This is a genomic window from Cohnella sp. 56 (genome assembly GCF_037963805.1).
GTDB lineage: Bacteria > Bacillota > Bacilli > Paenibacillales > Paenibacillaceae > Cohnella.
Genome location: NZ_JAZDQE010000012.1, coordinates 40,051 through 66,662, shown reverse-complemented (window position 1 = coordinate 66,662; position 26,612 = coordinate 40,051). Strand labels below are relative to the sequence as shown.

Genomic DNA, 26,612 nt, shown 5'->3' with positions numbered 1-26,612 from the left:
CCCCATCGGGCAAACAGGTTAGATGATTTCACCTGTCTGCCGTATGGGGAGCATTTTAAGATTCAATCAGCGGAGCAGCCTCTTCCGGCTAGCTTAAGCTTTTATTTACTCCAAATCCGCTGCAGAATAACTGCCGCTTCGGCGCGAGTGAGAGAGCTCTTCGGCGCCAATTTGCCGTTCGCTCCTTGCACGATACCGGCATTGACCAGCGCTTCAACGCTGTCTCTTGCGTAGGAGGCTACCGTAGCCTCATCGCTGAACGCATCCAAAGTGCCGCCTGTCGGCAACGCTTTGCCTGCGGCTATTGCCGCGCGCGCCGCGATGACCATCATGTCTTGACGCGAGATCTTGCTGCTTGGATCGAACAAGTTGTTGCCCGTACCTTGAACGATGCCGAGCTGCACAGCGATCTTGACCGCATCGTAGTAGTATGCGGAGGTGTCCACGTCGGAGAACATCGTTATGGCAGCATCGTTGCCCTTAAGCTCCAATGCGCGAACGAGCAGCGACAGGAAGTCCGCTCTCTTGATGGAGGCGCCCGGATCGTACGTGCTCTCGCTCGTGCCGTTAATGATGCCGCGGGATGCCATCGCTTCGATTGCTTTTTTCGCCCACGGTACGGTTTGAATATCTCCGAACGACTTCACGACAAACGCAACTGCATAGTTGCTGAAGTGAGTCGTCGAGAATTTGACTGCACCGCTTGCCGCATCGTAGCGGGCATTCGGCACAGGTGTCGCGTTGCTGCCGTCGATGTACCAGATGATGATGTGATCCGGGTTGCTTAGCTCTTCGGCCGTCGGCGTGTAAGGTACGGATACCGTTACAGGCGCGTTCGGATTGTTCCAGGCGACAACGGAACCGCCTGCCAGAACTTCGAGGCTGATGACCGGATGGTTGCCGATTTGCTGGCGAACGTTATCGTTGAGTCCTTCTGCCGATACCTTGCCCAAGCGAACCGATACGGACTCGGAGCTGCCGACGTTCGTGCCTGCCAGCATGTTGCCAGGAAGCTCGACCGTGCCGTTCTCCGTCTTGACCACAAGTACTGTCGATCCGGAATCTTTCAGGCTTTGAATCGGCAATTGCACTTCGTATGAAGTTGCTCCCGCTGTTGCAGGAATGTCGATCGTAACTTTTTTCTTGCCTGCAGCGTTAGCAGCAGCTTGATCCAACGCTTTCTGCAGATTGCCGGCAGAGATGCTGGACGATGCCTTACCGTTATTCACGGTCACTGTCGGTGTGATCCGGCCGTTCTCAACCGGTTGTTCAGTCACTGGAGGAGACGTGTCTGTGCCGGTCTGAGGCGGAATGGCGTTCGTTGTCGCACTCACGACTGCGGATGCCTCCGACACCAATTGTCCTTTAACTGCCTTCACGTAGTAATAGTACTGCGTCGAAGCTGCCAGGCCATTATCCGTGTATTCGGAAGCCGATACGCCGGCAGCGATCTCCGCGAACGGACCGGATTCGGAAGCCCCGCGATAGACGGAGAACATCACGCTCGTGTCTGAAGCAGCATTCCAATTCAGCTTGATCGAGGATGAGCTTTGAGCGGCAGCCGTCAATCCCGCAGGCGCCTCCAACACCTCATCAGGCGGCGTTACAACCACAGCAGACGTCGTTGCATTTACGACTGCGGATGCCTCCGACACCAATTCCCCTTTAACTGCCTTCACGTAGTAGTAGTACTGCGTCGAAGCGGTCAGACCACTATCCGTGTATTCGGAAGCCGATACGCCGGCAGCGATCTCCGCGAACGGACCGGATTCGGACGCCCCGCGATAGACGGAGAACGTCACGCTCGTGTCTGAAGCGGTGCTCCACTCCAGCTTGATCGAGCTGGTGTTCACGGCGGCAGCCGTTACGTTCGCAGGCACCGCCGGTGCCGTTGCAGGAGGATTCTTGCCGACAAGCGTGAGCACTCCAAAAACGGAAGTGTCTTGATAACCTTGACCGGTCAAATCATTCCATGCGGCAACGCTCTGACGAGCGCCGTTCTTACCGTCGTTGACTTGTACGTCAAAGCCCAGCTTCATGTTGCTCTCCGGCGTGATCGAAGTTAACGGAATTTTCATTTCTACCGTGTAGTTCGTTCCGGAAGTAGAGGTGGCCGACTCGAACCCGGCTTCTTTGTTGACCGGATTAAAGGATGCCTGGTTCTTATAGTTGACTCTGTATTGCCCGTCGTCCGATTGATAGGATGTCGTCTTGCCATTATTCTCGTCTACGAACACCTCGACGGAATCTTGTTCATACGCGTTCGGGCTGGAGCTATCCAGCTCCGCATTATCGGTAACCTGGACCAGCACATACAGGTTATGCTCATCCCAGAGCGCTTTGGCTACACCGCGCGCGCCCTGCCAAGCCATCTGGAACTTTTGAATCGAGATCTCAGGTGCATCGCTCCAGATCGAATCAATGGTTCCGTCTACGACCGGCGTACCGTACTTAGCGGAAGTTTGGCTGGCGGTCGTCGAGGATGGCGGATGCTCCGCTATAAACTTGTCTGGATCGATAACGCCGTAATAGGCTTGCTTCGCTTGCAGGTTGATGTCGAAGAGCAACGGCGGTTGTTCTTTTCTCCAACTCGTCGCGTCGTTCAGACCCCAGAAGGTGACTCTGGCAATATTTGCGGCATGCTCCTTGTAAATTTGGAACAGCTGCGCATACAAGTAGCCCTGCGTGATCGCTTCCTTTTCGGAGATCGTACCGCCGCTGCCTGCCGTTATGTCCAGCTCGGTAATACTGACTTCCACGCCCAAGGAGATAAACCGCTCCAACGACGCTCTAACGTTTTCCGGCTTCGTGTTGACGTTGTAATGCGCCTGCATGCCGACGCCGTCGATCAGCTTTTTGCCCGGATGCGCAAGCGCGTATTTGTCGTTGATCGCTTTGACCATGTTGTAAATGGCCGTCGCTTTGTTCTGATTGTCGTCGTTGTAATCGTTGTAGTACAGCTTGATGTCCCAGGACGGATTCGCGTCAAGCACTTCTCTGGCCGCCAGGAACGCTTGCTCCACGTAATCGTTGCCGATTGCCGTCTTCCAAGGCGAGGTGCGCAGGGAAGCACTCCAATCCGTCGGATTGGGCGGGTTGTCGTTCATCGCTTCGTTGACGACGTCCCAAGAAATCAAATTGTTGCCGTACTTCTCGCCGTAGTGCGTCATCACCGTTTGAATGTGCGTTCTCATATTGGCGAGCGCCTCGTCGCGGCTCAGGGGCGAACCGTTCGAGGTCGTCATCCACGCAGGCGTCTGCTGATGCCATACGAGCACATGACCGTGTACTTTCATGCCTGCGGCAATCGCTTTATCGATAAGCGAATCCGCATAAGTGAAGGTGCCTTTCACCGCCTGCGTCGCATCCGGCTTCATGGCGTTTTCCGCCGTTACGACGTTATGATGCAATTTGAGCAGCTCCAGGCGAGAACCGTCAAGGTCCGCCGCGGATACCGCGTTGCCGATCAAGAAGTCGTTCTGGTACTTCGTCTTGATTGGCGTCAAGTCTTTTTGCACGGAGACAGCGGCCGAGCCCGTGTTTACGAAGCTGATATCGTCGATGTAGAAGGAAGCAGTCTTGTTGCTGGAGCTCTCGACGTAGATGGTCAAAAATTCGTCGCCTACGCTCGAGTAACGATAGGTGCCTTCAAGCTTCACCCATCCGTCGGCAGCTCTGACGGTTTTGGCTTGAATAGTATTGTAGCTTGCGGTGCCGCCGTTGCCGACTTGCGTGGACAATTGAAGCTGCGAGCTGGCAGGTGAGATCAGCTTGACCCATGCCGTTACTTTGTACTCGCTGCCCTTGTCCACGTTTTTCTCGACGCGAATCGTCGGACCGTGCCAGGTATCCGTACGGCCTTCTACTTTCAACGCATAAGAACCGTTGTCGGTATGGTTCTCTTCATTCGTAACGGTCAAAGTTTCCGTTCCTGCACGGCCGACAAAGTCGCCCTGCGATTGATCCTCGAACGTTACGGTATTGAACGGCACAGCCGGCGTTCTGGCAGGCTCGGCGCCAGGCGTAACGTCTTTGATGACGAATTCGTCCATATAGAAGTCGGCTTTTGCCGTTGCGGCTGCATCCGTGTCGTAGACGTTCGCCTCGATCCATACGAGGAATTCGGTCGTCTTGGCAGGCACTTCATAGCCTTTCACTTCCAGCGTCTTCCAAGCGGAATCCGTAACGGCTTGGTTGCCGATAATCCATGGATAGCTCTCCGCACCGTCGGCTTTGACCTTCGCACCCAGGTGGTAGTTATCGGTTCCTTGAGCGGAACGGAGTTTAAACGAAATATCGTATTTGTGACCGGCTACCAGCTTGCTGGTCAGATTGAGCGATACGGCGCTCTTTCTGTCCGAACGATCCTTATACAGCAGGGATTTCGTGCCCTCGGATGCATAGTCGGACGATACTACCGCAGTACCGGTGCCGTTCCATCCCAAATCCGCCCAACCGCCGAGTTGACCGTCCTCAAAGCTTTGGGACAGGACGACGAATCCTGGAGGAGGAGCTGCGCTTGTCTGGCGGATGACGACGTCGTCGATTGCGAAGCTCGTATTTTTGCCGGCGTCTTCGGACTCAAAGTAGAGTTTGATTCCCGTAGCAGCGGCGTTATACGTATAAGTACCGCTCAATTTCACCCAATCGCCATCCGTGACCGCCGTCAATCCGATCACTTGCTTGAACTGATCGTTGCCGGTTAATCCGGATTGCTCAACCGATGCTTTTAGCTGCGTCGAGGCGGCTCCGGCATCCAGCTTGGCGTAGGCGGAAATTTCGTATTCCGCGCCTTTTTCGAGCGTATTCGTCAGCACCAGGCTCGGGCCGTGATAATTTTGGGCGCGTCCCGTCACGAGAAGCGCGTTCGAGCCGGAGCGGTGGACGGCATTCGTGACGGTCGCCGCAGCGCCGTTGCCGGTCCATCCATTGCTGCCGTTTTCGAAATTCTCGACAAGGACGGCTGGTTTGACGACCTTCACTTGGAAATCGTCGACGTAGAAGCTGACGGTTTTACTGCTGTTGCTCTGCAAGTAGATTTGCAGGGCATTGGCGTTCGCATCGTACGTGTACTCGCCTTTGACTTGTACCCATGCGTCTGCCGTTACCGTAGCAGCGGAGCCTGGATTCACGTATTCGTTGGCTGCCCCGGTCTGTTGAGCGCCGAATTGAATCGTCTCGGAGCCGGTCGTTCCCTCTTTGAGCTTAACCCATGCGGAAAACTCGTAAACGGATTCCTTGTTCAGTTTGCCGGTAGCGGCGAGATTAAAGCCCGGTCCGTTCCAGTTGTCCGTTCTTCCTTGCACCAACAGACTGCCCGCTCCGCCATGAGCAGCATTGGTCGAAGCCGTTACCGTTTCGTTACCGCGTTTGAACCAGCTTTGCGTGCCGTTCTCGAAGTCGTGCGAAAGAACGACAGCCCCGATCGATTCCGGTGTCGGAGGCGTAGGTCCGCCGATCGCGGCTGCGAAGGTGTTCAATGTATCGTCTTTTTTAATGAGAATGCGTCCCATAGCCAGGGCGCCCTCATCGCCGCTCCAGGCTTTGAAGCCGGCTTTAATACCGTTTTCCGCCGCGGCTGCTTTTACGTCCGCGTTGAAATTGCCGTAAGGATAGGCAAGAAGGATCGGATCTTTGCCGGTAATTCCTTTCAGGAACGCATTCGCGGATTGAATTTCCGCGGCAGCGGTCTCTTTGGTGATGCTAGTTGTCCATACCCCTTGATCATGCGTCTTCGTATGGTTTTGCAGACTGATGTTCGGGTTATTTTTCAGCGTGTTCAACTGACTCGACGTCATTCCCCAAGAACCAATGTTGTCTTGGATGACAAAAGACACCGCTTTCATATTGTACTGCGTCAATACTGGGAGCGCGTTCGTAATAAAGTCCGGTGTCGCGTCGTCGAACGTCAGCAGGATCGGTTTAGCAGGAGCGGTTGCCCCGTTCACGATAATGTCGACGTACTGTTCCGCGGATAGCGTGGTATAGCCGTTATCGTTCAAATACTTCATATGTTTTTTGAAGTTGGCCGTGCTGTATTGATAATCTCCGGACGGATTATCGGTGATGACATGGTACAGGATGACCGGTATCGTTGCGGTCGCTGCATTCGCCTTTGGCGCATACCAGAATTGCGGCACTAACAATGCAGCCGCTAACAGTGACAGCAATAGCCGTTTGAAGCGTCTACTCATCGGATGTCATTCCCCCTGCTTGGATTTTGAAGTTACCTAAAGCGCTCTCAATCTTAATGTTGGATGCCTCCTCCTGTATCTTCCATCATAGCGAGCGTTTTAAGGGGGCGACACCTAGAGAAGTAGAGATTTTACTATAAAAAATAAAGATTTCTTAAATGAACAAAGTTCAGCGTCCGCCTCCTCCGGGGATCCCGCCAAATGCAAAAAACACACCTTATCGGCGTGTCTGAGGTATTCTGTACTTATAAAGAAGCCACGATTTAATAATATTTTCGCTTGGTTTGTGCCAAGAGATCGACTTAAGAAAGCCAAAATCTTGTGGACCCACTTGCAACTGGGTCAACGGCTTAACAGCTACCTGACTTGTCCATTCATCAAAAGAAACGATTCCTTTTTTTGATCTGTCGAAATACTTTTGAGGAAGAAAATATATGGTTCCGGTTGTCCATGGTTTCTTATCCAAAGTATTCGGCGTTAAGGAAAAAAAATAATAACTACTGTCGTCTTCCCTGAGTTTCAAACAAGCATTTCGAAAACTTCCAACAAGCTTCCGCCGATCAAATACAGCATAAAATATGCCCCAAACGGCATCCTTTGTGGCAAACACGGCGTTCACGTATTTTCCATCGAATAAGGTTTGTCTTTTCGGTATAAATTCATCGATGCCACTATGATTCGACCCATGAACGACTACCTCACGCGTCGCACAGACATACTGAATAAACCGTGACTTAACAAATGAACTCTCAATTACAATCTCCGTATGGGTGGAGACGGCAGTCTCGTATATTCTACTGAACGCCTTAACTTCTTCAGCTGAAAACAATGGTGCGGGCAACCGGTAGAAGAAAACCTTTAAAATAATCGATAGCAATTTAACAATCATTTCTTCACCTGCTTAATATCGGTTCACAAATCAACCATAGCACAGAACTCAATAAGAGAGCATCTATCAAAACTATATTTATCAGTACCTCTTCTACAGCAGAAAATAAGATCAAGTGAAATGTCGGAATTGCATTTGGTGGAGCCAAGGGGGATAACGATATCCTGATTTAACTTGCTAACGAAGCAAATTCGCCGATGTAGAGCGCAGCGGTAGATATCGATGCCGTTTTCCTTCCCCACAAAGTGAAGCAATGCTCCGTAGCTTATTCCAACTACTTTGCGGGGACCCCACACTACTGTCCGCCTCCGGCTCCCTGCGCGCGGAACGCCCTCCGGGGCTCCACTAAATGCAAAAAAACACGCCTTATTCGGCGTGTCTGAAGTTTGCATTTGGTGGAGCCAAGGGGGATCGAACCCCTGACCTCATCGCTGCCAGCGATGCGCTCTCCCAGCTGAGCTATGGCCCCGTAGCATGTATCGCTCGTTGGCGACAAGAATGATCTTATCATAGGACCAGATGTCATGTCAACGCTAAATTCAAAGAAAAATTCGGCCAAACTCACGCCGCCAAGGCTCTGCCATTCAACCAGGCAGAGCCTGTCCCACTTGCCCTCAAAAAAGCTGTGCATGTCGCGTGGGCCAGCCAACGTCAGATTCCGTGCTTGTTAATGAGCACGTTCAGCTCCTTCAAGAACATATTGATGTCCTTGAACTGCCGGTACACGGATGCGAAGCGCACGTACGCGACTTCGTCGACGGGGTACAGCTGCTCCATGACGCTCTCGCCGATCATATTGCTGTCGATCTCGGCCTGGGCGGTGTTGCGCAGCTCGCGTTCGACGTTGGAGACGAGAATCTCGAGCTGGCCCACGGATACCGGACGCTTTTCGCAGGCGCGCAGCAGGCCGCGCAGCAGCTTTTCACGGCTGAATTCTTCGCGGCTGCCGTCCTTCTTGATGACGATGAGCGGCGTCTCCTCCACCATCTCGAACGTCGTGAAGCGGCGGTTGCACGATTCGCACTCGCGGCGGCGGCGGATGGACTTGTTGTCGTTGGCCGGACGGGAGTCCAGTACCTTCGTACCATTGTAGTCGCAATAAGGGCATTTCATATGTCGGCGGCTCTCCTTTTGGGCTCGAGAAGAACTTTTTTTTAATTTCCAGACCTTCCCTTACATGATTCACGGGATAAGGCACATAATACGATTACCAACCGCGAGGAGGTGAACAACATGAGCCAAGGAAACAACAGCAACAGCAACAACCTGGTTGTGCCTCAATCTCACGGTGCACTTGATCAACTGAAGTATGAAGTTGCTCAAGAACTGGGAATCGCTATCCCGCAAGACGGCTATTACGGGAACATGGTTACTCGCGACACCGGTTCGATTGGTGGCAGCATCACCAAGCGTCTGGTCCAAATCGCCGAGCAACAACTCGCTGGCCGTGCTTAAGTCCACGCTCTTCACCTAGGTAATTCAATAACAAGGAGTCTTGAAGCTTCGCGCTTCAGGGCTTCTTTTATATATTACCGTCCTCAGGACCAATTGTCATACAATTCGCCGTATTTTTTATGATAAAAAAGCACCTTTTGCACATAGCGCCTCGTCTCTCCGTATGGAATGTCCGTCAGCGTATCCTCCCGTCCATCCCACGCTCCTTCCCGCAGCCACTGCTTGACCTTGCCCGGGCCTGCATTGTAAGCCGCGAGCGACTTGACGATATCCCCGTCGAATTGCCGGAGCAGCTCCTTGAGATACCAGGCGCCCAGCCGTATGCCGGCATCCGCCCGCTCTCCCGCCTGCTTGACCGTTATATCGCCGAAGTCATCCTGCTTCAGAATCCATTGGGCCGTGTCCGGCATGACCTGCATGATTCCGATCGCTCCTTTGGGGGAGACGGCGTTCGGCTCGAAGTTCGACTCGACCCGGATGACGGCCGCGATCAGCCGCGGGTCCATCGCGTAGCGATCCGCATTCATCCCGATTTCTTCCCGGTACTGAATCGGATAGACCATCTTGCCGAGCCATTCCGAACGGATAAAAAGGAGCGCGACGACGATGAGGAGCAGCGCGAGGAACCATCTTTTTCGTTTCGGCCTTGTCCTTTTTGGGCTCATGACTGTACCGATCCCAATTGAAGCGACTGCCAGAAAAGGTCCAGCTGCGCCTCGGTGTCCGCCAACGTGCCGCTGTTATCTATGACGTAGTCGGCCAGTTGCCGCTTCTGTTCGATATCCATCTGCGTCCTGATACGCATATCCGCCTGCTCTGGCGTTAATCCGTCGCGTTCGATCAGCCGCATCCGCTGCACGTCGCGCGGGACGTAGGCTACCATGACGCCCTCATATAAATGCTGCAGTCCCGATTCGAAAAGCAGCGGAATATCCGCCACAACGAGCCTGTCCGGGCGCGCCGCCTCAAGCGCCGCGATACGCGCCTTCATCCGCGCCCGGATGGCGGGATGGGTGATCGCCTCAAGCGCCTGGCGTTCGCCCGCATCGGCGAATACGATCGAACCGAGCAGCTTGCGGTTTAAGGTTCCGTCTTCCTGTATGACCGCTTTGCCGAATCGCTCGGCGATTTGTGCGAGCGGGGCTTGTCCCGGTTCGACAATTTCCCGGGCAATTCGATCAGCGTCGACCAGCGCCGCTCCGCGTGCGACCAGCATACGTGCTACAGTGCTCTTGCCGGTGGCGATGCCGCCGGTCAATCCGATGTTCATGTTCAATGCCTCCTTGCAGCGGCTCATGCATGCCGTCGTTCGTTCGCGTCGTTCATCAAAAGTGTATTCAACCGATGTTCAAATCATCCCATCGGCTCAGCCGCATATGGAGCGGCTGCTGCATAGCTGAGCCGATGGGATAATGGGAGGGTCTCTCCCAGCAACAGATCATGCGCCGAGCGCCCGAACCGTCAAGACGCCTGCAGCAGCTTGAATATGCCCATCACAATCAATATAACGCCCGGCAGCACTGTCAGCTGCTGCGCCCATCGCATGCCTGCCGCCACGAAGCCGACGCGCATGCCCGCCCACAGGAACAGGCCGCTCGCTGCTGCGATCATAATTGCGGTAGGCGCCGCCGGGAACCCGACCAGCGCGGCGCCGATGCCGGCGCCGAAGGCGTCGAGCGACAGCGCGAAGCCGAGCAGCAGCGCCTCTCCCGATGTGATGATGCCCGACCGGTCCACGTCGGCGACGGAGGGGGTGCGGAGAATCTGAATGATCAGTCCGAAGAGGCGCAGCTCAAGCGTCAGCATCGGTACGCGCTCCGCCGAAGAGAGAGCACCATCGTCCGCCGCCTGGCCAGGATCGGCCGCCGCTGCTTCAGCGTTCGCCGGCGAAGCCTGCCTCGACCCGTCCGCCCCCCCGGTCCCGGTGTCCGCACCGTCCGCCGCGTCGTCGTCCGTGCCCTTGCGGCGCCTGGCGAACTGAATCAACGCATACGAGCCGATACCGATCAGAATGACAGCTCCTACGGCCTTGGCCCCATAAGGCGACAGCCAACGGGCGATGAACGTGCCGACGAGCATAGAGATGAGGATGACCACGCCGGAGCATCCCGCGATGATCGCGATCGAAGGCAGCGGAATCCGAATCTTGCGCAGTCCGTAAGTGATGCCGACACCGAAGCCGTCGAGGCTGACCGCGAACGCGAGAAATAATAAGGATAACGAATGTGCGAGCATTACCGTTCCTCCTGCATGGCGAAGACATGCCGACGGATCCGGTTAGAGATCGTCGGTTCTGTTCATCCTATGCAGCAACGAAGGCGAATGCCCTCCTCCAATTATGAACATTGCGGGCAGACTTCAGCCGGATGCTCGATCGGCTCAGCCCTCAGCCCCGTCGAGCCTGCGCTTCACGGCATTGCCGCCCTCCCGGTACCGCTTGGACGCGGCCGCGCTGGCCCCGCTCACGGGGCCCGCCGCGCCATGCGGCGGCTTCTGGCACTTCGCGCACACATGCGTGCCTCGACCGCCGACGACCGACTTCGCGATCGGATGACCGCAGGACGGGCAAGGCTCGCCGGTCCGGCCGTATACGCGGAGACTGTGCTGGAACATGCCCATCTCGCCCTGTCCGTTGACATAAGACTTAACCGAAGAACCGCCGGCCTCGACCGCCGCCGTCAATGTCGACACGATGGCCGCATGCAGCCGCTGCCAGTCCTTGGCCTTCAGCTCGCTAACCGTGCGCTCGGGATGAATGCCCGCCAGATGGAGCGCTTCGTCTACATAAATATTGCCGAGCCCTACGATCCATTCCTGATTCAGCAGCAGCGGCTTGATCTTCGTATTCCTGCGTCCGAGCGAGGCCCGCAGCGCGTCCAGCGTGAAGCCCGCATCCAGCGGCTCGAGGCCGAGCTTCGCGAGCGGAGGCGACTGCATCTCCTCGCCGGCCGGGAACAGATGCATCGTGCCGAACTGGCGCACGTCCGTATAACGCAGGGCTGTCCCGTCGGTAAAATGAAAAATGACATGCGTATGCTTGTCCAGCGGCGCGTCGTCCTCGAACAACCCGTACCGTCCCTCCATCCGCAGATGGGACACGAGCACGAGGCCGTCCAGGATGAGCCGCAGAAACTTGCCGCGCCGCTCCACGCCGGTGAACGTCCGGCCTTCGAGCATCGCTGCGAATACGTCCGGGTCGTCCGGCTTCTGCAAAATGCGCGGCAGGCGGACCGTCACCGAGCTGATCGCCTTGCCGACGATCAGCTCGGACAGCGTCCGTCTGACCGTCTCGACTTCTGGCAATTCCGGCATCGATATGCACCTTCCTTTTCTAAGCTGAATGAATCCGCAGCCGTCACTTCGCCTCGTACCAGTTCACGCCCGCGCTGACCTCCGCCTTCAGCGGCACGTCGAGCGGCAGCGCCTCGGCCATCACCTGCGGCACAAGCGTCTTCATCGTGTCCAGCTCCTCCGGCGGCACCTCGAATACAAGCTCGTCATGCACCTGGAGCAGCATGCGGCTGCGAAGCCCCTTGCTCCTGAGCGCATCGGCCATCCGCACCATCGCGAGCTTGATGATATCGGCAGCGGTGCCCTGGATCGGCGTGTTCATCGCCGTCCGCTCCGCGAACGAGCGCAGATTGAAGTTCGACGAGCGGATGTCCGGCAGATAGCGGCGGCGCTCCAGCAGCGTCTTCACATAGCCGTCCTGCTTGGCCTGGGCGACGATGTCGTCCATGTAGCGGCGCACGCCGGGGAAGGCGGCGAAGTACTGCTCGATAAAGGAAGCCGCCTCCTTGCGCGTGATGCCGAGGTTCTGCGACAGTCCGTAGTCGCTGATGCCGTAGACGATGCCGAAGTTGACCGCCTTGGCGCTGCGCCGCATATTGCCGTCGACCTGCTCGGCGCTGACGCCGAACACGTCCATCGCCGTCTTCGTATGAACGTCCATCTCCAGGCGGAACGCTTCCTTGAGCCCCTCGTCGCCGGAGATATGCGCCAGCACGCGCAGCTCGATCTGCGAGTAGTCGGCGGCGAGAATCTGCCAGCCCGGCTCGGACGGGACGAACGCCTTGCGAATCTGGCGGCCCTCCTCCATCCGGATCGGTATGTTCTGCAGATTCGGGTACTGGCTGCTGAGCCGGCCCGTCGCCGCGATCGTCTGACGGTAGTACGTATGAATCTTGCCGTCCTCGGCGCGGATTTCCTTCAGCAAGCCTTCTATATAAGTAGACTGCAGCTTCGCCAGCTGGCGGTAATGCAGGATGAGCCGCACGATCTCGTGGTAGGGCTCCAGCTTCTCGAGCACCTCGGCATCCGTCGAATAGCCGGTCTTCGTCTTCTTGACGACGGGCAGGCCAAGCTTGTCGAACAGCACCTCGCCCAGCTGCTTGGTCGAGCCGATGTTGAACTCGAAGCCCGCGATCCGGTAGATCTCGGACATGATCTGGCCGATGCGCGCGGAGAAGTCCTTGCCCAGCTCCTCCAGCGCCTCCGCCTGCACGACGATGCCCTGCTTCTCCATATCGGCGAGGATGATCGCGAGCGGCTGCTCCAGCTCGTAGTACAGCGGCTTCATGCCGGCCGCCTCGATCGCTTCGGCCTGGAGGCCGGCGAGCCGCCGGACCGCATCCGCCTTGGCGGCCAGATGCGCGCAGAGCGCCGTCTCGTCCGGCACGCGGAACTTCGCGCCTTTGCCGTATACGGCTTCGTCGGAGGCGATGCCCGGCAGGCCCGCCTTCGCGAGCAGGCCGACGAGCGACGGGTCCGCCTCGGTCGGGTCGAGCAGATACGCCGCCAGCGAGCAGCAGAACGCTTGGCCGCGCAGCTCGAGGCCGTAGCGGGCCAGCACCAGCTCCGTGCGGTGCAGGTCGTAGCCGGTCTTGGGCACGCCCGCATCCGCGAGCCAGGCCTGCAGCGGCTTCGCCGCCTCGGACAGCAGCGCCTCGAACGGCAGCGCGAACACCAGCTCTCCCGCAGCGAGCGCGAAGCCGATGCCCTCGCCCTGATGCGGATTGTCCCCGTTCGCGTCGAGGATGAAGCTCTCGGCCAGCGGCAGCGCCGCCGCCAGCGCGGACCAGTCCGCCGCTTCGCGCACCTCGACGACCTCGTACGCGGCAGCCGCGTCGCCCTCGGCCGAACCGTAGGCGGCCGCCCCCATGCCTTCGCTCAGCGCCAGCCGCTCGATGAGCGACTTGAACTCCAGCTTCCTCAATGCGGCGAGCAGCGCCGCGCCGTCGTAGCCGCTCCACGCCAGCTCCTGCCAGCTCCGCTCCAGCGGGATGTCGCGCATGATCGTCGCCAGCTCCTTGCTCATGGTCGCCGACTCCGCGTTGCCGCGGACATTTTCCCCGAGCTTGCCCTTGATCTCGCCGGCATGCGCCAGCACCTGCTCCACGCTGCCGTACTCCGCCAGCAGCTTGAGCGCGGTCTTCTCCCCGACGCCCGGGATGCCCGGGATGTTGTCCGACGTATCGCCCATGAGCCCCTTCAGATCGATGATCTGCAGCGGTGTCAGGCCGTACCGCTCTCCGATCGCAGCGGGCGTATACCGCTCCGTCTCGCTCACGCCCTTGCGCGTGAGCAGCACGCTCGTCCGCTCGGAGGCCAATTGCAGCATATCCTTGTCCCCGGATACGACGACTGCCTCCACGCCCTGCTCCTCCGCCTGCCGCGTCAGCGTGCCGATGATATCGTCCGCCTCATAGCCGAGCAGCTCGTACCTGGAGATCGAGAATGCGTCCAGCAGCTCCTTGAGCAGCGGGAACTGCTCGGACAGCTCTGGCGGCGTCTTCTGCCGGCCGCCCTTGTACTCCGCGAAGCCCTCGTGGCGGAATACCGTCTTGCCGGCGTCGAATGCGACGAGCAGATGCGTCGGCCGCTCCTCCTCCAGCACCTTGAGCAGCATCGTCGTGAACCCGAACACCGCATTCGTCTGCAGGCCGGCCGCATTGGTCAGCGGCGGCATCGCGTAGAACGCCCTGAAGATGATGCTGTTGCCGTCGATCAGCAGGAGCTTGTCCGTCCGTTCCCCGCCGAATCCGTGTTGAAGTCCCATTCCTTTCGATCCCTCCATCGACTCTTCCTTCTATTCAGATATCATACCATATCCCCTGACGGAGAGGCGAAAAGCAGCGTTTTCCGCCGCTTCCGGAAATTAACGCCGCTGCGCGTAACTTTTGCGTGTTCTCGTCGTCTATAGTAAAGACAACCGGCCAGATTCGCTTCATTTTGCGGACATTCGACATATACTTTTTGCGCAGACCAAAAATGTAAAAACATGGTGTTGCCCCACATCATAGACTCGACTATACTTTGATTTTGTAGATAAGCCTGGGAGGAGACTTAGCACCACATGGATTTTTCAATTTTCAAGCGCTGGACCGCGCGCACCACCAAGCAACGAACGATTGTATTTGCACTACTCGGCATCATTATCTTGCTTGCCGCATACCTCAGGATTGATTTCCTCCAATCCGTCAACCACAAGACATCCCACGATACGAAGTATTACGACATCATGGTCCGTCAGCTGCTTGAAGATAACATATACGCTTACAAAGACACAGTGCCTAACGCAAACGTCACGCCGGGCTATCCGCTCGTGATGGCGGCGATCTACAAGTTGGCCGATTATAAACATAACAATCCTTTTCCGTACATCCGCTACCTGCAGGTCGTCGAGAGCCTCATCATGATCGGATTGCTCTACCTGCTCGCTCGCCGGCTCGGCGGCGATCCGGCCGGGCTCATCGTCGCCGCCGTATCCGCGGTCTATCCGCCGTTCGTCTGGACGGTCGGCGCTATTCTGACCGAGACCCAGGCCGCGCTTTTCTTCGTATTATATGTATATTTGCAGATGCTCGTCTTCGAAAAGCGGACCTGGCCCTGGGCACTGGCCGCAGGCGCCGCGCTCGGACTGACGGTGCTGACGCGTCCCGAATTTCTGATTCTGATCGCCGTCAGCTACGCGTTTTTCTGGGCTTGGCACAAGAAGTTCCTCACCGCGTTCAAGCTCGGCGTATGGACGGCGCTCGGCCTCTTCATCGTGCTGTCGCCGTGGATCGTGCGCAACGTCGTCACCCTGCACGAGGTAGTCGTCGCGTCGACGCAGGTCAATCCGTTCACCGCGGGCACCTATCCGGACAAGAACTATGAGGACGGGCTCGTCGACCGCCACAACAAGACCCAGATGGAGGTCGCCAAGGAACGGCTGCGCGTCGGCTTCGAGACGAAGACGTGGACATTCGTCAAATGGTACACCTACGGCAAAATTCCGTACATATACGGCGCCATGTTCTTTGGCAGCGGACACAGCCCGATCTACCATGTGATCCCGTACGGGGCGGTGCTCCACCTCGGCATGGTATGGGCCGCTATTCCGGCCGGCTTGTTCCTGCTGTGGCGGTGGCGCAATCCGGCTTCCTATCTGGCCCTGCTGCTGCTGATCCTGACAGTCACGCGCATCGCGTTCGTACCGGAGTTCCGTTACAACTTCACGTCGATGCCGCTCATTATCGTGATGGATACGCTGCTCGGACTCGCGCTTGTCGGCTGGGTCATCAGCCGCACCAAGCTTCGCAGATCCATTCCAGCCGCAGGAGGCGCCGCCGTCCAATGAAAAAGGAAGTCCTCATCATCATGCCGGCCTACAACGAGGCCGAGGGCATCCGCCGCGTCATCGCCTGGATCCGCGAGCAGATCCCGTACGCCGACATTCTCGTCGTCAATGACGGCTCGGCCGACGATACCGGCCGGCTCGCGGCGCTGGAGGGCGCGATCGTGCTCAACCTGAGCGTCAATCTCGGCATCGGCGGCGCCGTGCAGACCGGTTACCGTTATGCCGCGCTTAACGGCTACAAATACGCCGCCCAGATGGACGGCGACGGCCAGCACAACCCGCTGGACTTCGCCAGGCTGCTCGAGGCAATCAAAGCCACGAACGCGGACATGGTCGTCGGCTCCCGCTTCGTGGAGAAGCAAGGCTTCCAGTCGACGCTCGCCCGCCGCATGGGCATCGTCATCCTGGCCAAGCTGTTGACCGGCCTGCTGCGGCGCCCCGTCACCGATCCGACATCCGGCTACCGGCTGTGCGGCCCTCGCGCCATCGCGCTGTTCGCCAAGGATTATCCGACGGACTATCCCGAGGTGGAGGCGCTCGTGCTGCTCGACAATCACCGCCTGCAGTTCCGCGAGGTGCCGGTCGTCATGAACGAACGGCTCGCGGGCACGTCGAGCATCTCGTCCTTCAAGTCCATCTATTACATGGTCAAAGTCATACTCGCGGTTCTGATCACGAAGTCCAAGAAAAGAAAGTTGCGTGTCGGCTATGAAGCCTGATGTGTTTCTAATCAGCTTCCTGATGAGCATCGGGTTCATGGTGTGGATCGTCTACCAGATCCGCTCCCGCAAGCTCAAGGAACAATATGCGATTCTGTGGCTGCTGCTCAGCTTCATCATGATGGTGCTGTCGCTGTTCCCGAAGCTGTTCGACCGGATCGCGCATGGCATCGGCGTCGACTATGCGCCGTCGCTGCTGTATTTGCTCGGCCTCATCGGCGTCCTGCTTATTCTGCTTCATCTGTCCGTCGCCGTGTCCGCGCTGACCCACAAGGTCATCGTCCTGACGCAGACGGTCGCGATCCAGGAGCAGCAGCTCGCACAGCTGCGTCCCGACTCCGAGGCGCACCGGCTCCAGACCGCCGCGGCGCAGCCTTCCGATGAAGGAGTGTCGCCCTGATGCTTGCCTACTTGATGCTCGCGCTCAACATCTTGCTGCTCGTAGGCGGCCAGATCGCCTGGAAGTACGGACTCGACAGAGCGGGAGGCTTGTCGCTGCACAACCTCCTGCCTACTTTGTTTTCGCCCTTGATCCTGCTTGGCATCGCCTTGTATGGCCTTGCCACCGTCCTGTGGCTCGCTGTCCTCTCCCGTCTGCCGCTCAGTGCAGCTTACCCGCTGCAGAGTCTGGCCTATGTGCTCGGGATCGTCCTGGCTTGGGCGCTATTTGGCGAGTCGGTCCCCATTACGAGGTGGATCGGCGCAGGTATTGTCATCTTGGGCGTCGCCGTCATCGCCGCCAAATAATTACTTAAGCATCATGAAGGAGGAACAATGAAAGCAACCAGAATTAAAACAGCACTCGCCTCTCTACTCGTCTTGTCTACGATCGCGACTACCGCTCCCGTCTATGCCGACGATATAACGCCGACTTCGTCGCCTGTCTACACCGGCGACCCCGGTCAGAATCCGGATCAAGCGACGTCAACACCGACACCGACGCCGACCACGCCACCGAGCTACACCGGCGATCCCGGCGCCAATCCCGGCACCGCGCCTTCCGCTACGCCGACGCCGCCTTCCGACGGCTCTGCGACGCCGACCACGCCGCCGCAAGCGGCCAACTCGAATGCGGGCGATCAGCTGATCCTTTATATGAACAGCGCCACCATGAGCCGCAACGGTCTGAACTACAAAGCGACGCGTCCGCTCGTCGTCAAGAAAGGCGTCACGTTCGGCACGCTGCGCGCGCTGTCCGATCTGACGGGCGCCACGATCACCAACGATGCCAAGACCAAGGAAAATGTGATCAGCCGCGGCGGCATCACGATCCGCCTGAAGGCCGACAGCGCCGCCTATACGGTTAACGGTCAGGCCAGGAAGTTCGGCGCTCCCGTCTATGCCGACAAAAACGTGTTGATGGTGCCGGTCATCGCGTTCGCCCAAGCGATGAACATCCCGTACCAGGTCGATAACAGCAAAAAGCAAATCATCTTCAATCTGTCGACCAAGCCTACCGCGTCCTTCAAGGTCCAAGCCGGAGAGATCATCGCGGGACAGACGCAGGTCTACTACACGACGACCTCGAGCTCGCCCAAGGGGCTGCCGATCGTCGAGGAGTACTGGGAGGGCCGGCAGGACGTGTTCGCCGAGCCCGGCACCTACGTCGTCCGCTACTCCGTCCGCGATTCGGCGGGACAATGGAGCGAGCCGTACAGCCAGACGATTCAGGTGCTCCCGGTCAATACGCCGCCGGTCGCAGCGTTCACGACGGACAAGGATACGTACCGGATCGGCGAGCCGATCACCTACTCCGACACGAGCACGGACCCGGACGGCTTCATCGTCAGCTCCGAGTGGTCAGGCACCAACAAGCCCGCCTTCTTCCAGGCAGGCTCGTACTCCGTCAGCATCACCGTCAAGGACAACCGCGGCGACGTCTCGAGCTTCAGCAAGACGCTGACGGTCACGTCCGAAGTAATGTACACCGAAGACGAGTTCAACAAGCTGTTCACGCCGGCAGGCAGCAATTATCCGCTGGACGGCTCCAGCGTCAAGACGATGGAAGCCATCCCGTACTCCTATACGACGGAGCCGGTCACGCTCTTCCGCAGCAGCGGGCCCGAGACGGTCAAGACCGACGGCATCCTGTATCAGGACACGATCGCCGGGGACGTCCGGTTCATGCTTCATCACAAGAACGGCACCGGGCAGAACGCGAAGCTGTATCTGATCGCCAAAAACATAAGCTCCGTGCCGGCCAATCTGTCGATCATCGCCGACGGCATGGCCGGGCCAACCACCTTTCCGGAGGTCGCCGGACGGATGTCGGTCGCACGGTACTTCCAGACCTACGTGACAGGCAGCAACTCGCAGTCGATGACGCTCCAGCCCGGACAGAGCAGGCTGCTGTACGCGGACCTCAGCGCGAACGCCATGAAAAACGGCGACGTCATCACGTTCCACGGCGATCTCACGAGCGACGCTACTATTCAGTACACCTCGGTGCTCGTAGCTCAGAACCGGGACCCGATCGCCGCGCTTGCGAATCTGCCGTATCTTGATCCGAACCAGCTGATCACGCGCGGCTCCTTCGTCGATTCGACCCGGGTGTTCGAATACGGCGGGCTCGTCGGCGATCGCCAGATCAAGCTGCCGCTGACCGACAATACGACGGACCCGTTCGCCCAGGGCTACGACAATATCACCAACACCGTCGCCTACAACTCGGGCAACTACGGCTTGCTTTACAAGCTCGTCCTGCGGCGCGTCGCGCCGAATACGCTGATCTCGCTTAATCCGCGCGGCGGCCTGTATATGGGCGCTGCCCTCATCAACGGCCAGGTCGTCAGCTTCGCCAACCTCGGCACCGTGAGCGCCACCAACCAGGCGAGCGTGCTGTACAGAACGGGCAATACCGAGGAGACGGTGACCATCTGGACGACGCCGACCGCGGGCAGCAATCTGCCCTTCACCCTGCTGTTCACGCCGATGCCGCAGAAGAAGAATTAGCACTCATAACTCGTATCTCATCCTTACAATCCTTACTAATAAAGAAGCCTGCTCCCGCCATAACGGCGGGATGCAGGCTTCTTTCCTTATAGGTAGGTCCCTCTTTGTTCCAGATCGCCCCGGGCGCTTCTAGCGGTTCAGCTCGGGCCGCGTGCCCACGACCAGGTAGACGACGTTCTCTCCGATGTTCGTCGCATGATCCGCGATCCGCTCGATGTAGCGTCCGACGAAGCATAGATTCATCGCCTGATTAATGTTTTTCTGATTGTCCGCCATGACCAGGATCAGGTCGCGCAAAATTTGCGAATACAGCGCATCGATCTGATCGTCGTCCTTCGCCATCTTGTAGGCAAGATCGACGTTCTCGTCGACGTAGGACCGGATCGACTCGCCGATCATCGTCCGCGCCAGCTCCGCCATGCGTGGCAGATCGACGAGCGGCTTGATCAGCGTCTGGCCTTCGAGACGCTGCGCGGCCTTGGCGATGTCCACGGCCAGATCGCCCATGCGCTCCAGATCCGAGGAGATTTTGAGCGCCACGAGGATGCGGCGCAGATCCTTGGCGACCGGCTGCTGCGTCGCGATGAGCTTGGCGCCCAGGTCCGAGATCCGCTCCTCGAGCCGGTTCAGCTCCGGGTCCTCCCGGATGAGGCGCTGCGCGAGCGCCATATCGAGGCTCTCGAGAGAGTGCATCGCCTCCTGCAGCGCCTTCTCCACGCGCTCTCCCATCTCCGTCAGCATATTTTGCAATTGCACGAGCCCGATATCGAATTCCCTTCTTGCCGTCATGTACCGTCTGCCCCTTCCCTCGATTAACCGAATCTGCCGGAGATATAATCCTCCGTCCGCTGATCGCGCGGCGCGCTGAACAGTCGCTCCGTATCCGCGGATTCCACCACTTCGCCGTTCAGGAAAAAAACGGTCTGATCCGAAATTCTGGCTGCCTGATGCATATTGTGCGTTACCATCACGATCGTATAGCGCTGTTTAAGCTCGCGGGTCAGTTCCTCGATCTTCGTCGTGGAGATCGGATCGAGCGCCGACGTCGACTCGTCCATGAGCAGAATATCCGGCTCGACGGCGAGCGCCCGGGCGATGCACAGACGCTGCTGCTGGCCGCCCGACAGACTCAGCGCGGACTTCTTCAGCACATCCTTGACCTCATGCCACAGCGATGCGGAGCGCAGGCTCTTCTCCACGATGCCGTCGAGCTCCGCCTTCTTGGTGACGCCGTGCAGGCGCGGCCCGTATGCTACATTGTCGTAGATCGACTTGGGGAACGGATTCGGCTGCTGGAACACCATGCCGACCCGCTTGCGCAGAAATTCCACCTCGGTCACGCCGTCGTAAATGTTGCGGTTCTGGATCGTGACCTCGCCCTCGACGCGCACGCCCGGTATCGCATCGTTCATCCGGTTCAGCGTGCGCAGGAGCGTCGACTTGCCGCAGCCCGACGGGCCGATGAAGGCGGTCACGCTCCGCTCCTTGATCGTCAGATCCACGTCTTTGAGCGCCTGGAACTTGCCGTAATACAGCTGCAGCCGCTTGGTCTCGATGATCAAAATGAATGGCCTCCTCTCGCGGATGTCAGCCGAAGCGTCCGGAGATATAGTCGTCCGTCGACTTGCGGGACGGGTTCGTGAAGATCTTGTTCGTATTGTCGTATTCGATGAGATCGCCGAGGAAAAAGAACGCCGTCTTGTCGGATACCCGCGCCGCCTGATGCATGTTGTGCGTGACGATGACGATCGTGTAGTCGCGCTTGAGCTCGGCGATCAGCTCCTCGACCTTGGCCGTCGATACCGGATCGAGCGCCGATGCCGGTTCGTCCATGAGCAGGATGTCCGGCTTCACGGCGATCGAGCGCGCGATGCACAGACGCTGCTGCTGGCCGCCCGAGAGCGCGAGGCCGGATTGGCCCAGGCGATCCTTGACCTCGTCCCACAGCGCCGTCTTGCGCAGACAATCCTCCACGATCGCATCGAGCTCCGCCTTGCGCTTCACGCCGTGATAGCGGGGGCCGAAGGCGACGTTCTCATAGATCGACTTGTGAAAAGGATTGGGCCGCTGCCATACCATGCCGATTCGCTGGCGCAGCCGCACGACGTCCGTGCGCGGATCGCATATATTGTGTCCGCCGATCCAGATCTCGCCTTCGATGGACGCGCCGGGGATCAGGTCGTTCATCCGGTTGAGCGAGCGCAGGAACGTCGACTTGCCGCAGCCCGACGGCCCGATCAGCGCGACGACCTCGCGGTCCGGGAACGCCATGCTGACATGCTTGATCGCTTGCTTCTCCCCGTAGTAGACGGATAAATCTTTCGTATAAAAAGCGGGTGCCGGCTCCCTGTCGGTCGCGGGCTGCGGCTTAATCGGCTCGCCCGGCCCGGCATCGGGCAGGGGCTGCATGGCGGCTGGCTTCGCGTCCTCGGGCGTCGGCGCGGCCTTGTTCTTGTCTGTCGCGATCAGCGTCACGATGAATTCCTCCCTTGATCCTTGATCTTGCTGTCTCCGGCGGTCATGCGGGCCGCCGTCAGCGGCCGGCCGTCAGCTTGCGGTACAGCACCCTGCCGAGCCAGCGCGCACACAGATTGAACAGCAAGACGGTGACGATGAGCACGGCGGAGGCGCCCGCCGCGATCTGCGCGGCGTCGGGAGCGAGCCCTTCGCTGTTGACCTTCCAGATGTGCACGGCCAGCGTCTCGGCCGGGCGGAACGGGTTGAGCGGCGACGTATGGTGCAGCGGATTCCAGTCCGTGAAGTCGAGGCGCGGCGAGCTCATGCCCGCCGTGAACAGCAGTGCGGCGGCTTCGCCGAACACGCGGCCCGCGGCCAGAATCGTGCCGGTGACGATGGCAGGCACGGCGATCGGCACCATGACGGTCGTGATTGTGCGCCAGCGGGACAGGCCGAGCGCGAGGCCCGCTTCCTTCTGCTCGCGCGGCACGGCGCGCAGCGCCTGCTCCGTAATCCGCACCATGAGCGGCAGATTGAACACGGTCAGCGCGAGCGCGCCCGACATGAGCGACAGCCCGAGACCGAAGCGGTTGACGATGACGAGCAGGCCGAACAGACCGACGACGATCGAAGGAAAGGAGGACAATACTTCGACGACGAGCCGGATGAACGCGGTCAGCCGGCTCGGCTTGGCGTATTCGCTCATGTAGATGCCTGCGCCGAGCCCGAGCGGGATCGTGATGATCATCGTCAGCACCAGCAGGAACAGCGAGTTGAACAGCTGCGGTCCGATGCCGCCGCCCGCGCGGATCGACTCGGGCGGAGAGGTCAGGAAGTGCCAGCTGATATGGCCGACGCCCCGGATGAGCAGATAACCGAGCAGCGCCGCGAGCAGCGCGATGATCAGGAAGCCTACGCCGACGATGACGCCGGTCATGAGGCGATCCATAGTCTTGGCTTTCATACGCGCTTCACTCTCCCTTCCAGCAGTCGTACGATGAATACGAACAGGAACGTCATGAGCAGCAGGATGAGCGCGAGGCTCCACAGCGCGTTGTTGTGCAGCGAGCCGCTCGTCGTGTTGCCCATCGACAGCGTGATGATGCTGGTGAGCGTCGAAGCCGACTGGAACAGCGAATGCGGAATATGCGGCGCGTTGCCGATGACCATCTGCACGGCGAGCGCTTCGCCGAACGCCCGTGCGATGCCCAGCACGACGCCGGTCATGAGCGAAGGCAGCGCCGTCGGGATGACGAGGCGGGAGAGCGTCTGCCAGCGGGTGGCGCCGAGCGCGTAGGAGCCTTCCTTGAGTCCTGCCGGCAGCGTGCGCAGCGCATCCGTGGCGATCGTCGTGATCGTCGGCAGGATCATGACGGACAGCACGATGGCGCCAGCCAGGACGCCTACGCCCTGACCGGGGAAGTTGTTCCGCAGGAACGGCACGACTACGCTGAGCCCGACGAAGCCGTATACGACCGACGGCACGCCGGCCAGCAGCTCGATGGCGGGCTGGAGAATATTTTTGCCTACCTTGGGCATCATTTCGGTCATGAAGAGCGCGGCGCATATGCCGAGCGGAGCCGCGATGACGGCTGCGAGCAGAGACGTCGCGAACGAGCCGAACAGAAACGGCAGCGCGCCGAGCAGCGGCGTGTCCGCCTCCGGCGACCACTTCAGGCCGCCGAGCATATCGCCGATGCGGACGCCCTGGCTCAGGAACGGCGTGAGCCCTCGCGATGCGATAAAGTATACGATCGAGAAAATGATCACGATCAGCAGGAGCACGCACAGCAGGACGTAGCTCTTGCCGCGCAGCTCCTCGAGCCTGTGCTTCGGCAGTCTGCGATCTCCGGGCATCGATATGGAATCCGCCTGCAGGCGGGTCTCTGTCATGTTCATGCGCCTCTCCCCTTACACGGCAAGAGAGGCGCCATTTTCGTGACGCCTCTTTCGCCTGTTCTCACTTTGGACTGCCGGTATTACTTGTTCGATACGTTGCCTTGCACATCGCGGGTGACCTTCATGTCGTTCACGGGGATGTACCCCAGATCCTTGACTTCCTTCTGCTGGATCTCGTCGCTCACCATATATTCGAGGAATGCCTTGAGCGCGCCGTCGGGCTCGCCTTTCGTGTACATGTGCTCATATGCCCATACAGGGTAGGTGCCGGCCGCTACGTTATCCGTCGTCGCTTCGACGCCTTCGTACTTCAGCGCCTGGATCGAGTCGTCCAGGTAGGAGAGCGCCAGATAGCCGATCGCGCCGGGCGTCTCGGAGACGAGCTTGCGGACCGTGCCCGAAGCGTCTTCGGTGATCGAGTCCGGGAGATCCTCGGACTTGGCGCCGAGCGCGTACTTCTCGAACGTCGCGCGGGTGCCGGAGCTGGCCGGACGATTGACGAGCACGACCTTTTCGTCCTTGCCGCCGACATCCTTCCAGTTCTTTACTTTGCCGGTGAAAATATCGACCAGCTGCGCCTTCGTCAGATTGTCTACGCCTACGTCCTTGTTGGACACAGCTGCGATCGATACGACCGCGACCTGGTGATCGACGAGCGCCTTCGCCTTGTCTGCGTCCGCATCCTTCAGCTTCTCCTCGGCGAATACGTCGGAGTTGCCGATCTGAACGGTGCCTTCCGCAACCTGTGACAGACCGGCGCCGCTGCCGCCGCCGTTAACCGTTATCGATACGCTGCCGTTCGTCTCCATGAACTTCTTCGATGCGGCATCCACGAGCGGCTGAAGCGCAGTCGATCCTGCCGCGATGATAGAACCGCTGAGACCGGAGCCTGATGCACCCGCGTTATTGGAATTGTCATTTTTGCCGCAGGCGGCCAGTGAGATGCCGAGTGCGAGCGTTGTCAGTACGAGCAGAGATTTTTTCAAGGATAAGAGCCCCTTTCGAATGCTTGTTTGTTTGTCTTGTGCGGTACATCTACGATTCTAGCTGTCGTTCGTCAATCTTGTATTTGCGCATTGTTAACGCAATGTTAAAATTGCGACCCGTTAATATTCGCTCACTGCTGCATCCCGAGCATCTGGGCCGCCAGCTTCGCGACCTGCGCCGATGTCTGCTCGGACATCGCCGAGGCATCCCGGGACGCATCGGCCAGACGCCCGGTCGCTCTCACATTGTCCGAGCTGCCCGTCCACAGCCGGCCGAACGTCTCCTCTGTCCGCATCACCTGGTGCAGCCCGCGGTCTGCGCCCTGCTTGCCCTCGCGCACATGCGCCGCGGCAGCGGCCGCAGCCTCGGCCATCCCGCTCAGCTGGTCGTGAATCTGGCCCGCCTGCGCCTTCGTCTGATCGGCGAGCTGACGCACCTCCTGCGCGACGACCGCGAACCCGAGGCCGTGCGACCCGGCCCGGGCGGCCTCGATCTGCGCATTAATCGCCAGCAGGTTGCACTGGTCCGCGAGCTGCGCGATCATCTTGGCGATGCCGACCGTATCCGATACGCGGGCGAGCAGCTCGTCCACCGAGGCGGCCTGCCGGTCCGCCGAAGCCGTCCACAGGCGGAACAGCCCGAGCATCTCCGTCAGCTCTCCCCGGCCCTGCTCCGCCTGCGCCGCAATATCCAGACTGCTCGCGCGGGATGCCGCAGCTTCGCTATCGAGCCGTTCGACGGCGCTGCGGATGTCTCTGAGCATGCGCTCCGCACCGCGGACCGTCGCCATCTGGCGCGCGGCGAGCTCCTGCCGCAGCAGGCGGGACAGCTGCAGCAGGTCGCTCACCGTCAGGATGCCGGCGAATCGGCCGCCCCGGGTCATGATGACGGCGTCGTAGATCCGGACCTCGTCGCGCGTCATCGCCCGGTCGATGACCTCCTGCGGCGACAGCGTCGTCTCCGCGATCATCGGCTGCGCATCCATGAGCTTCGTCACCGGCTTTTCCGCGAACAGCGGCATCCCGTACAGTGAGCCGACCAGCCTGAAAAAGCGGTGACGCATCACGATTCCCGCCGGCTCTCCGGCGCTTCGCACGACGGCCACGCATTCCAGCTCCTCGCGTTTGCGGAACAGCTCGGCGATCTCGCCGCATGTCTGCTCCGGCGACACCTGCGGGCAGGACTTGATCCAGTCCGCGAGCGTGACCGCGGGATAAAAAGCCTCGTAGCTCGCTGAATCGGGTACCGCGTTCACCTGCTCCTTCACAGCTGCCGCACGCGGCGGTTCCACGATTTTAGGCGGCTGCACGGATTTGGGTTGCTGCACGGACTTAGGCGGTTCCACCAATTTAGGCGTCTCCGCCGGTTTCGCAGAGGCCGGGGCGGCTGCTGTCGGTTTTGTCTTTTCTATAAGAAGCAAGCTCATGCTTCCAACTCCT

The 26,612-nt window shown here is 59.2% G+C and carries 21 protein-coding genes and 1 tRNA gene; 6 read left to right on the top strand and 16 right to left on the bottom strand.

What is annotated here, in order from left to right:
- Positions 1-101 precede the first annotated feature (101 nt).
- The 4 genes from VQ071_RS19900 to nrdR form a co-directional block, all read right to left on the bottom strand.
- Positions 102-6,194 carry an endo-1,4-beta-xylanase gene (locus tag VQ071_RS19900; RefSeq protein ID WP_340515922.1) on the bottom strand — a complete coding sequence of 2,031 codons (6,093 nt, stop codon included), beginning with the start codon at positions 6,192-6,194 and terminating at the stop codon, positions 102-104.
- Between the two features lie 217 nt (positions 6,195-6,411).
- A complete protein-coding gene (locus VQ071_RS19895; protein ID WP_340515919.1) occupies positions 6,412-7,083 on the bottom strand; it encodes a hypothetical protein in 672 nt (223 codons plus the stop codon).
- A 393-nt stretch (positions 7,084-7,476) separates the two neighbouring features.
- Positions 7,477-7,552 (bottom strand) — tRNA-Ala (locus VQ071_RS19890).
- 182 nt (positions 7,553-7,734) lie between these two features.
- Positions 7,735-8,196 (bottom strand): transcriptional regulator NrdR, encoded by a 462-nt coding sequence (gene nrdR, locus VQ071_RS19885; protein WP_090113883.1) that lies wholly within the window; start codon positions 8,194-8,196, stop codon positions 7,735-7,737.
- Between the two features lie 120 nt (positions 8,197-8,316).
- On the opposite strand from nrdR, the gene VQ071_RS19880 reads away from it, so the two are divergent.
- Positions 8,317-8,538 carry an alpha/beta-type small acid-soluble spore protein gene (locus tag VQ071_RS19880; RefSeq protein WP_340515918.1) on the top strand — a complete coding sequence of 74 codons (222 nt, stop codon included), beginning with the start codon at positions 8,317-8,319 and terminating at the stop codon, positions 8,536-8,538.
- Positions 8,539-8,621: 83 nt separating this feature from the next.
- On the opposite strand, the gene VQ071_RS19875 is transcribed toward VQ071_RS19880, so the two are convergent.
- From VQ071_RS19875 to polA, 5 genes are all read right to left on the bottom strand, one after another.
- On the bottom strand, positions 8,622-9,203 hold the full coding sequence (locus VQ071_RS19875) for a lytic transglycosylase domain-containing protein (protein ID WP_340515917.1): 582 nt from the start codon (positions 9,201-9,203) through the stop codon (positions 8,622-8,624).
- Positions 9,200-9,808, bottom strand: a complete 609-nt coding sequence (coaE, locus tag VQ071_RS19870) for a dephospho-CoA kinase (protein WP_340515916.1) — start codon at positions 9,806-9,808, stop codon at positions 9,200-9,202. Before coaE ends, VQ071_RS19875 begins: the two co-directional genes overlap by 4 nt.
- Positions 9,809-9,999: 191 nt before the next feature.
- Positions 10,000-10,773, bottom strand: a complete 774-nt coding sequence (locus VQ071_RS19865) for an MntP/YtaF family protein (RefSeq protein ID WP_340515914.1) — start codon at positions 10,771-10,773, stop codon at positions 10,000-10,002.
- A 144-nt stretch (positions 10,774-10,917) separates the two neighbouring features.
- The gene (mutM, locus tag VQ071_RS19860; protein ID WP_340515912.1) at positions 10,918-11,850 is read right to left on the bottom strand and encodes a DNA-formamidopyrimidine glycosylase; all 933 of its coding nucleotides are present in this window, start codon (positions 11,848-11,850) and stop codon (positions 10,918-10,920) included.
- 43 nt (positions 11,851-11,893) lie between these two features.
- Positions 11,894-14,596: a DNA polymerase I gene (gene polA / locus VQ071_RS19855; protein WP_340515911.1), complete on the bottom strand. Its 2,703-nt coding sequence runs from the start codon at positions 14,594-14,596 to the stop codon at positions 11,894-11,896.
- Between the two features lie 297 nt (positions 14,597-14,893).
- On the opposite strand from polA, the gene VQ071_RS19850 reads away from it, so the two are divergent.
- Genes VQ071_RS19850 through VQ071_RS19830 form a run of 5 tightly spaced genes read left to right on the top strand, consistent with a single transcriptional unit; the run spans position 14,894 to position 19,830 of the window.
- On the top strand, positions 14,894-16,159 hold the full coding sequence (locus VQ071_RS19850; protein WP_340515910.1) for an ArnT family glycosyltransferase: 1,266 nt from the start codon (positions 14,894-14,896) through the stop codon (positions 16,157-16,159).
- Positions 16,156-16,878 (top strand): glycosyltransferase family 2 protein, encoded by a 723-nt coding sequence (locus VQ071_RS19845; RefSeq protein WP_340515909.1) that lies wholly within the window; start codon positions 16,156-16,158, stop codon positions 16,876-16,878. Before VQ071_RS19850 ends, VQ071_RS19845 begins: the two co-directional genes overlap by 4 nt.
- Entirely contained in the window at positions 16,868-17,278 is a 411-nt protein-coding gene (locus tag VQ071_RS19840; protein WP_340515907.1) for a DUF2304 domain-containing protein, read from the top strand. Before VQ071_RS19845 ends, VQ071_RS19840 begins: the two co-directional genes overlap by 11 nt.
- Positions 17,278-17,625: an EamA family transporter gene (locus VQ071_RS19835; RefSeq protein WP_340515906.1), complete on the top strand. Its 348-nt coding sequence runs from the start codon at positions 17,278-17,280 to the stop codon at positions 17,623-17,625. Before VQ071_RS19840 ends, VQ071_RS19835 begins: the two co-directional genes overlap by 1 nt.
- Positions 17,626-17,652: 27 nt before the next feature.
- A complete protein-coding gene (locus tag VQ071_RS19830; protein ID WP_340515905.1) occupies positions 17,653-19,830 on the top strand; it encodes a stalk domain-containing protein in 2,178 nt (725 codons plus the stop codon).
- 129 nt (positions 19,831-19,959) lie between these two features.
- Here the strand turns inward: VQ071_RS19830 and phoU are convergent, their stop codons facing one another.
- The 7 genes from phoU to VQ071_RS19795 form a co-directional block, all read right to left on the bottom strand.
- Complete coding sequence (gene phoU, locus VQ071_RS19825; protein WP_340515904.1) at positions 19,960-20,619, bottom strand: phosphate signaling complex protein PhoU; 660 nt, start codon at positions 20,617-20,619, stop codon at positions 19,960-19,962.
- Positions 20,620-20,642: 23 nt separating this feature from the next.
- The gene (gene pstB / locus VQ071_RS19820; protein WP_340516115.1) at positions 20,643-21,389 is read right to left on the bottom strand and encodes a phosphate ABC transporter ATP-binding protein PstB; all 747 of its coding nucleotides are present in this window, start codon (positions 21,387-21,389) and stop codon (positions 20,643-20,645) included.
- Between the two features lie 28 nt (positions 21,390-21,417).
- On the bottom strand, positions 21,418-22,308 hold the full coding sequence (gene pstB, locus VQ071_RS19815; protein ID WP_445293318.1) for a phosphate ABC transporter ATP-binding protein PstB: 891 nt from the start codon (positions 22,306-22,308) through the stop codon (positions 21,418-21,420).
- A gap of 55 nt (positions 22,309-22,363) precedes the next feature.
- A complete protein-coding gene (gene pstA, locus VQ071_RS19810; RefSeq protein ID WP_340515903.1) occupies positions 22,364-23,251 on the bottom strand; it encodes a phosphate ABC transporter permease PstA in 888 nt (295 codons plus the stop codon).
- Positions 23,248-24,180 carry a phosphate ABC transporter permease subunit PstC gene (gene pstC, locus VQ071_RS19805; RefSeq protein WP_340516111.1) on the bottom strand — a complete coding sequence of 311 codons (933 nt, stop codon included), beginning with the start codon at positions 24,178-24,180 and terminating at the stop codon, positions 23,248-23,250. The genes pstA and pstC overlap by 4 nt, the downstream gene beginning before the upstream one ends.
- A gap of 86 nt (positions 24,181-24,266) precedes the next feature.
- Entirely contained in the window at positions 24,267-25,172 is a 906-nt protein-coding gene (locus VQ071_RS19800) for a PstS family phosphate ABC transporter substrate-binding protein (RefSeq protein WP_340515902.1), read from the bottom strand.
- 131 nt (positions 25,173-25,303) lie between these two features.
- Positions 25,304-26,518, bottom strand: coding sequence for a methyl-accepting chemotaxis protein (locus VQ071_RS19795; protein WP_340516110.1), 1,215 nt, complete (start codon positions 26,516-26,518; stop codon positions 25,304-25,306).
- Positions 26,519-26,612 lie beyond the last annotated feature (94 nt).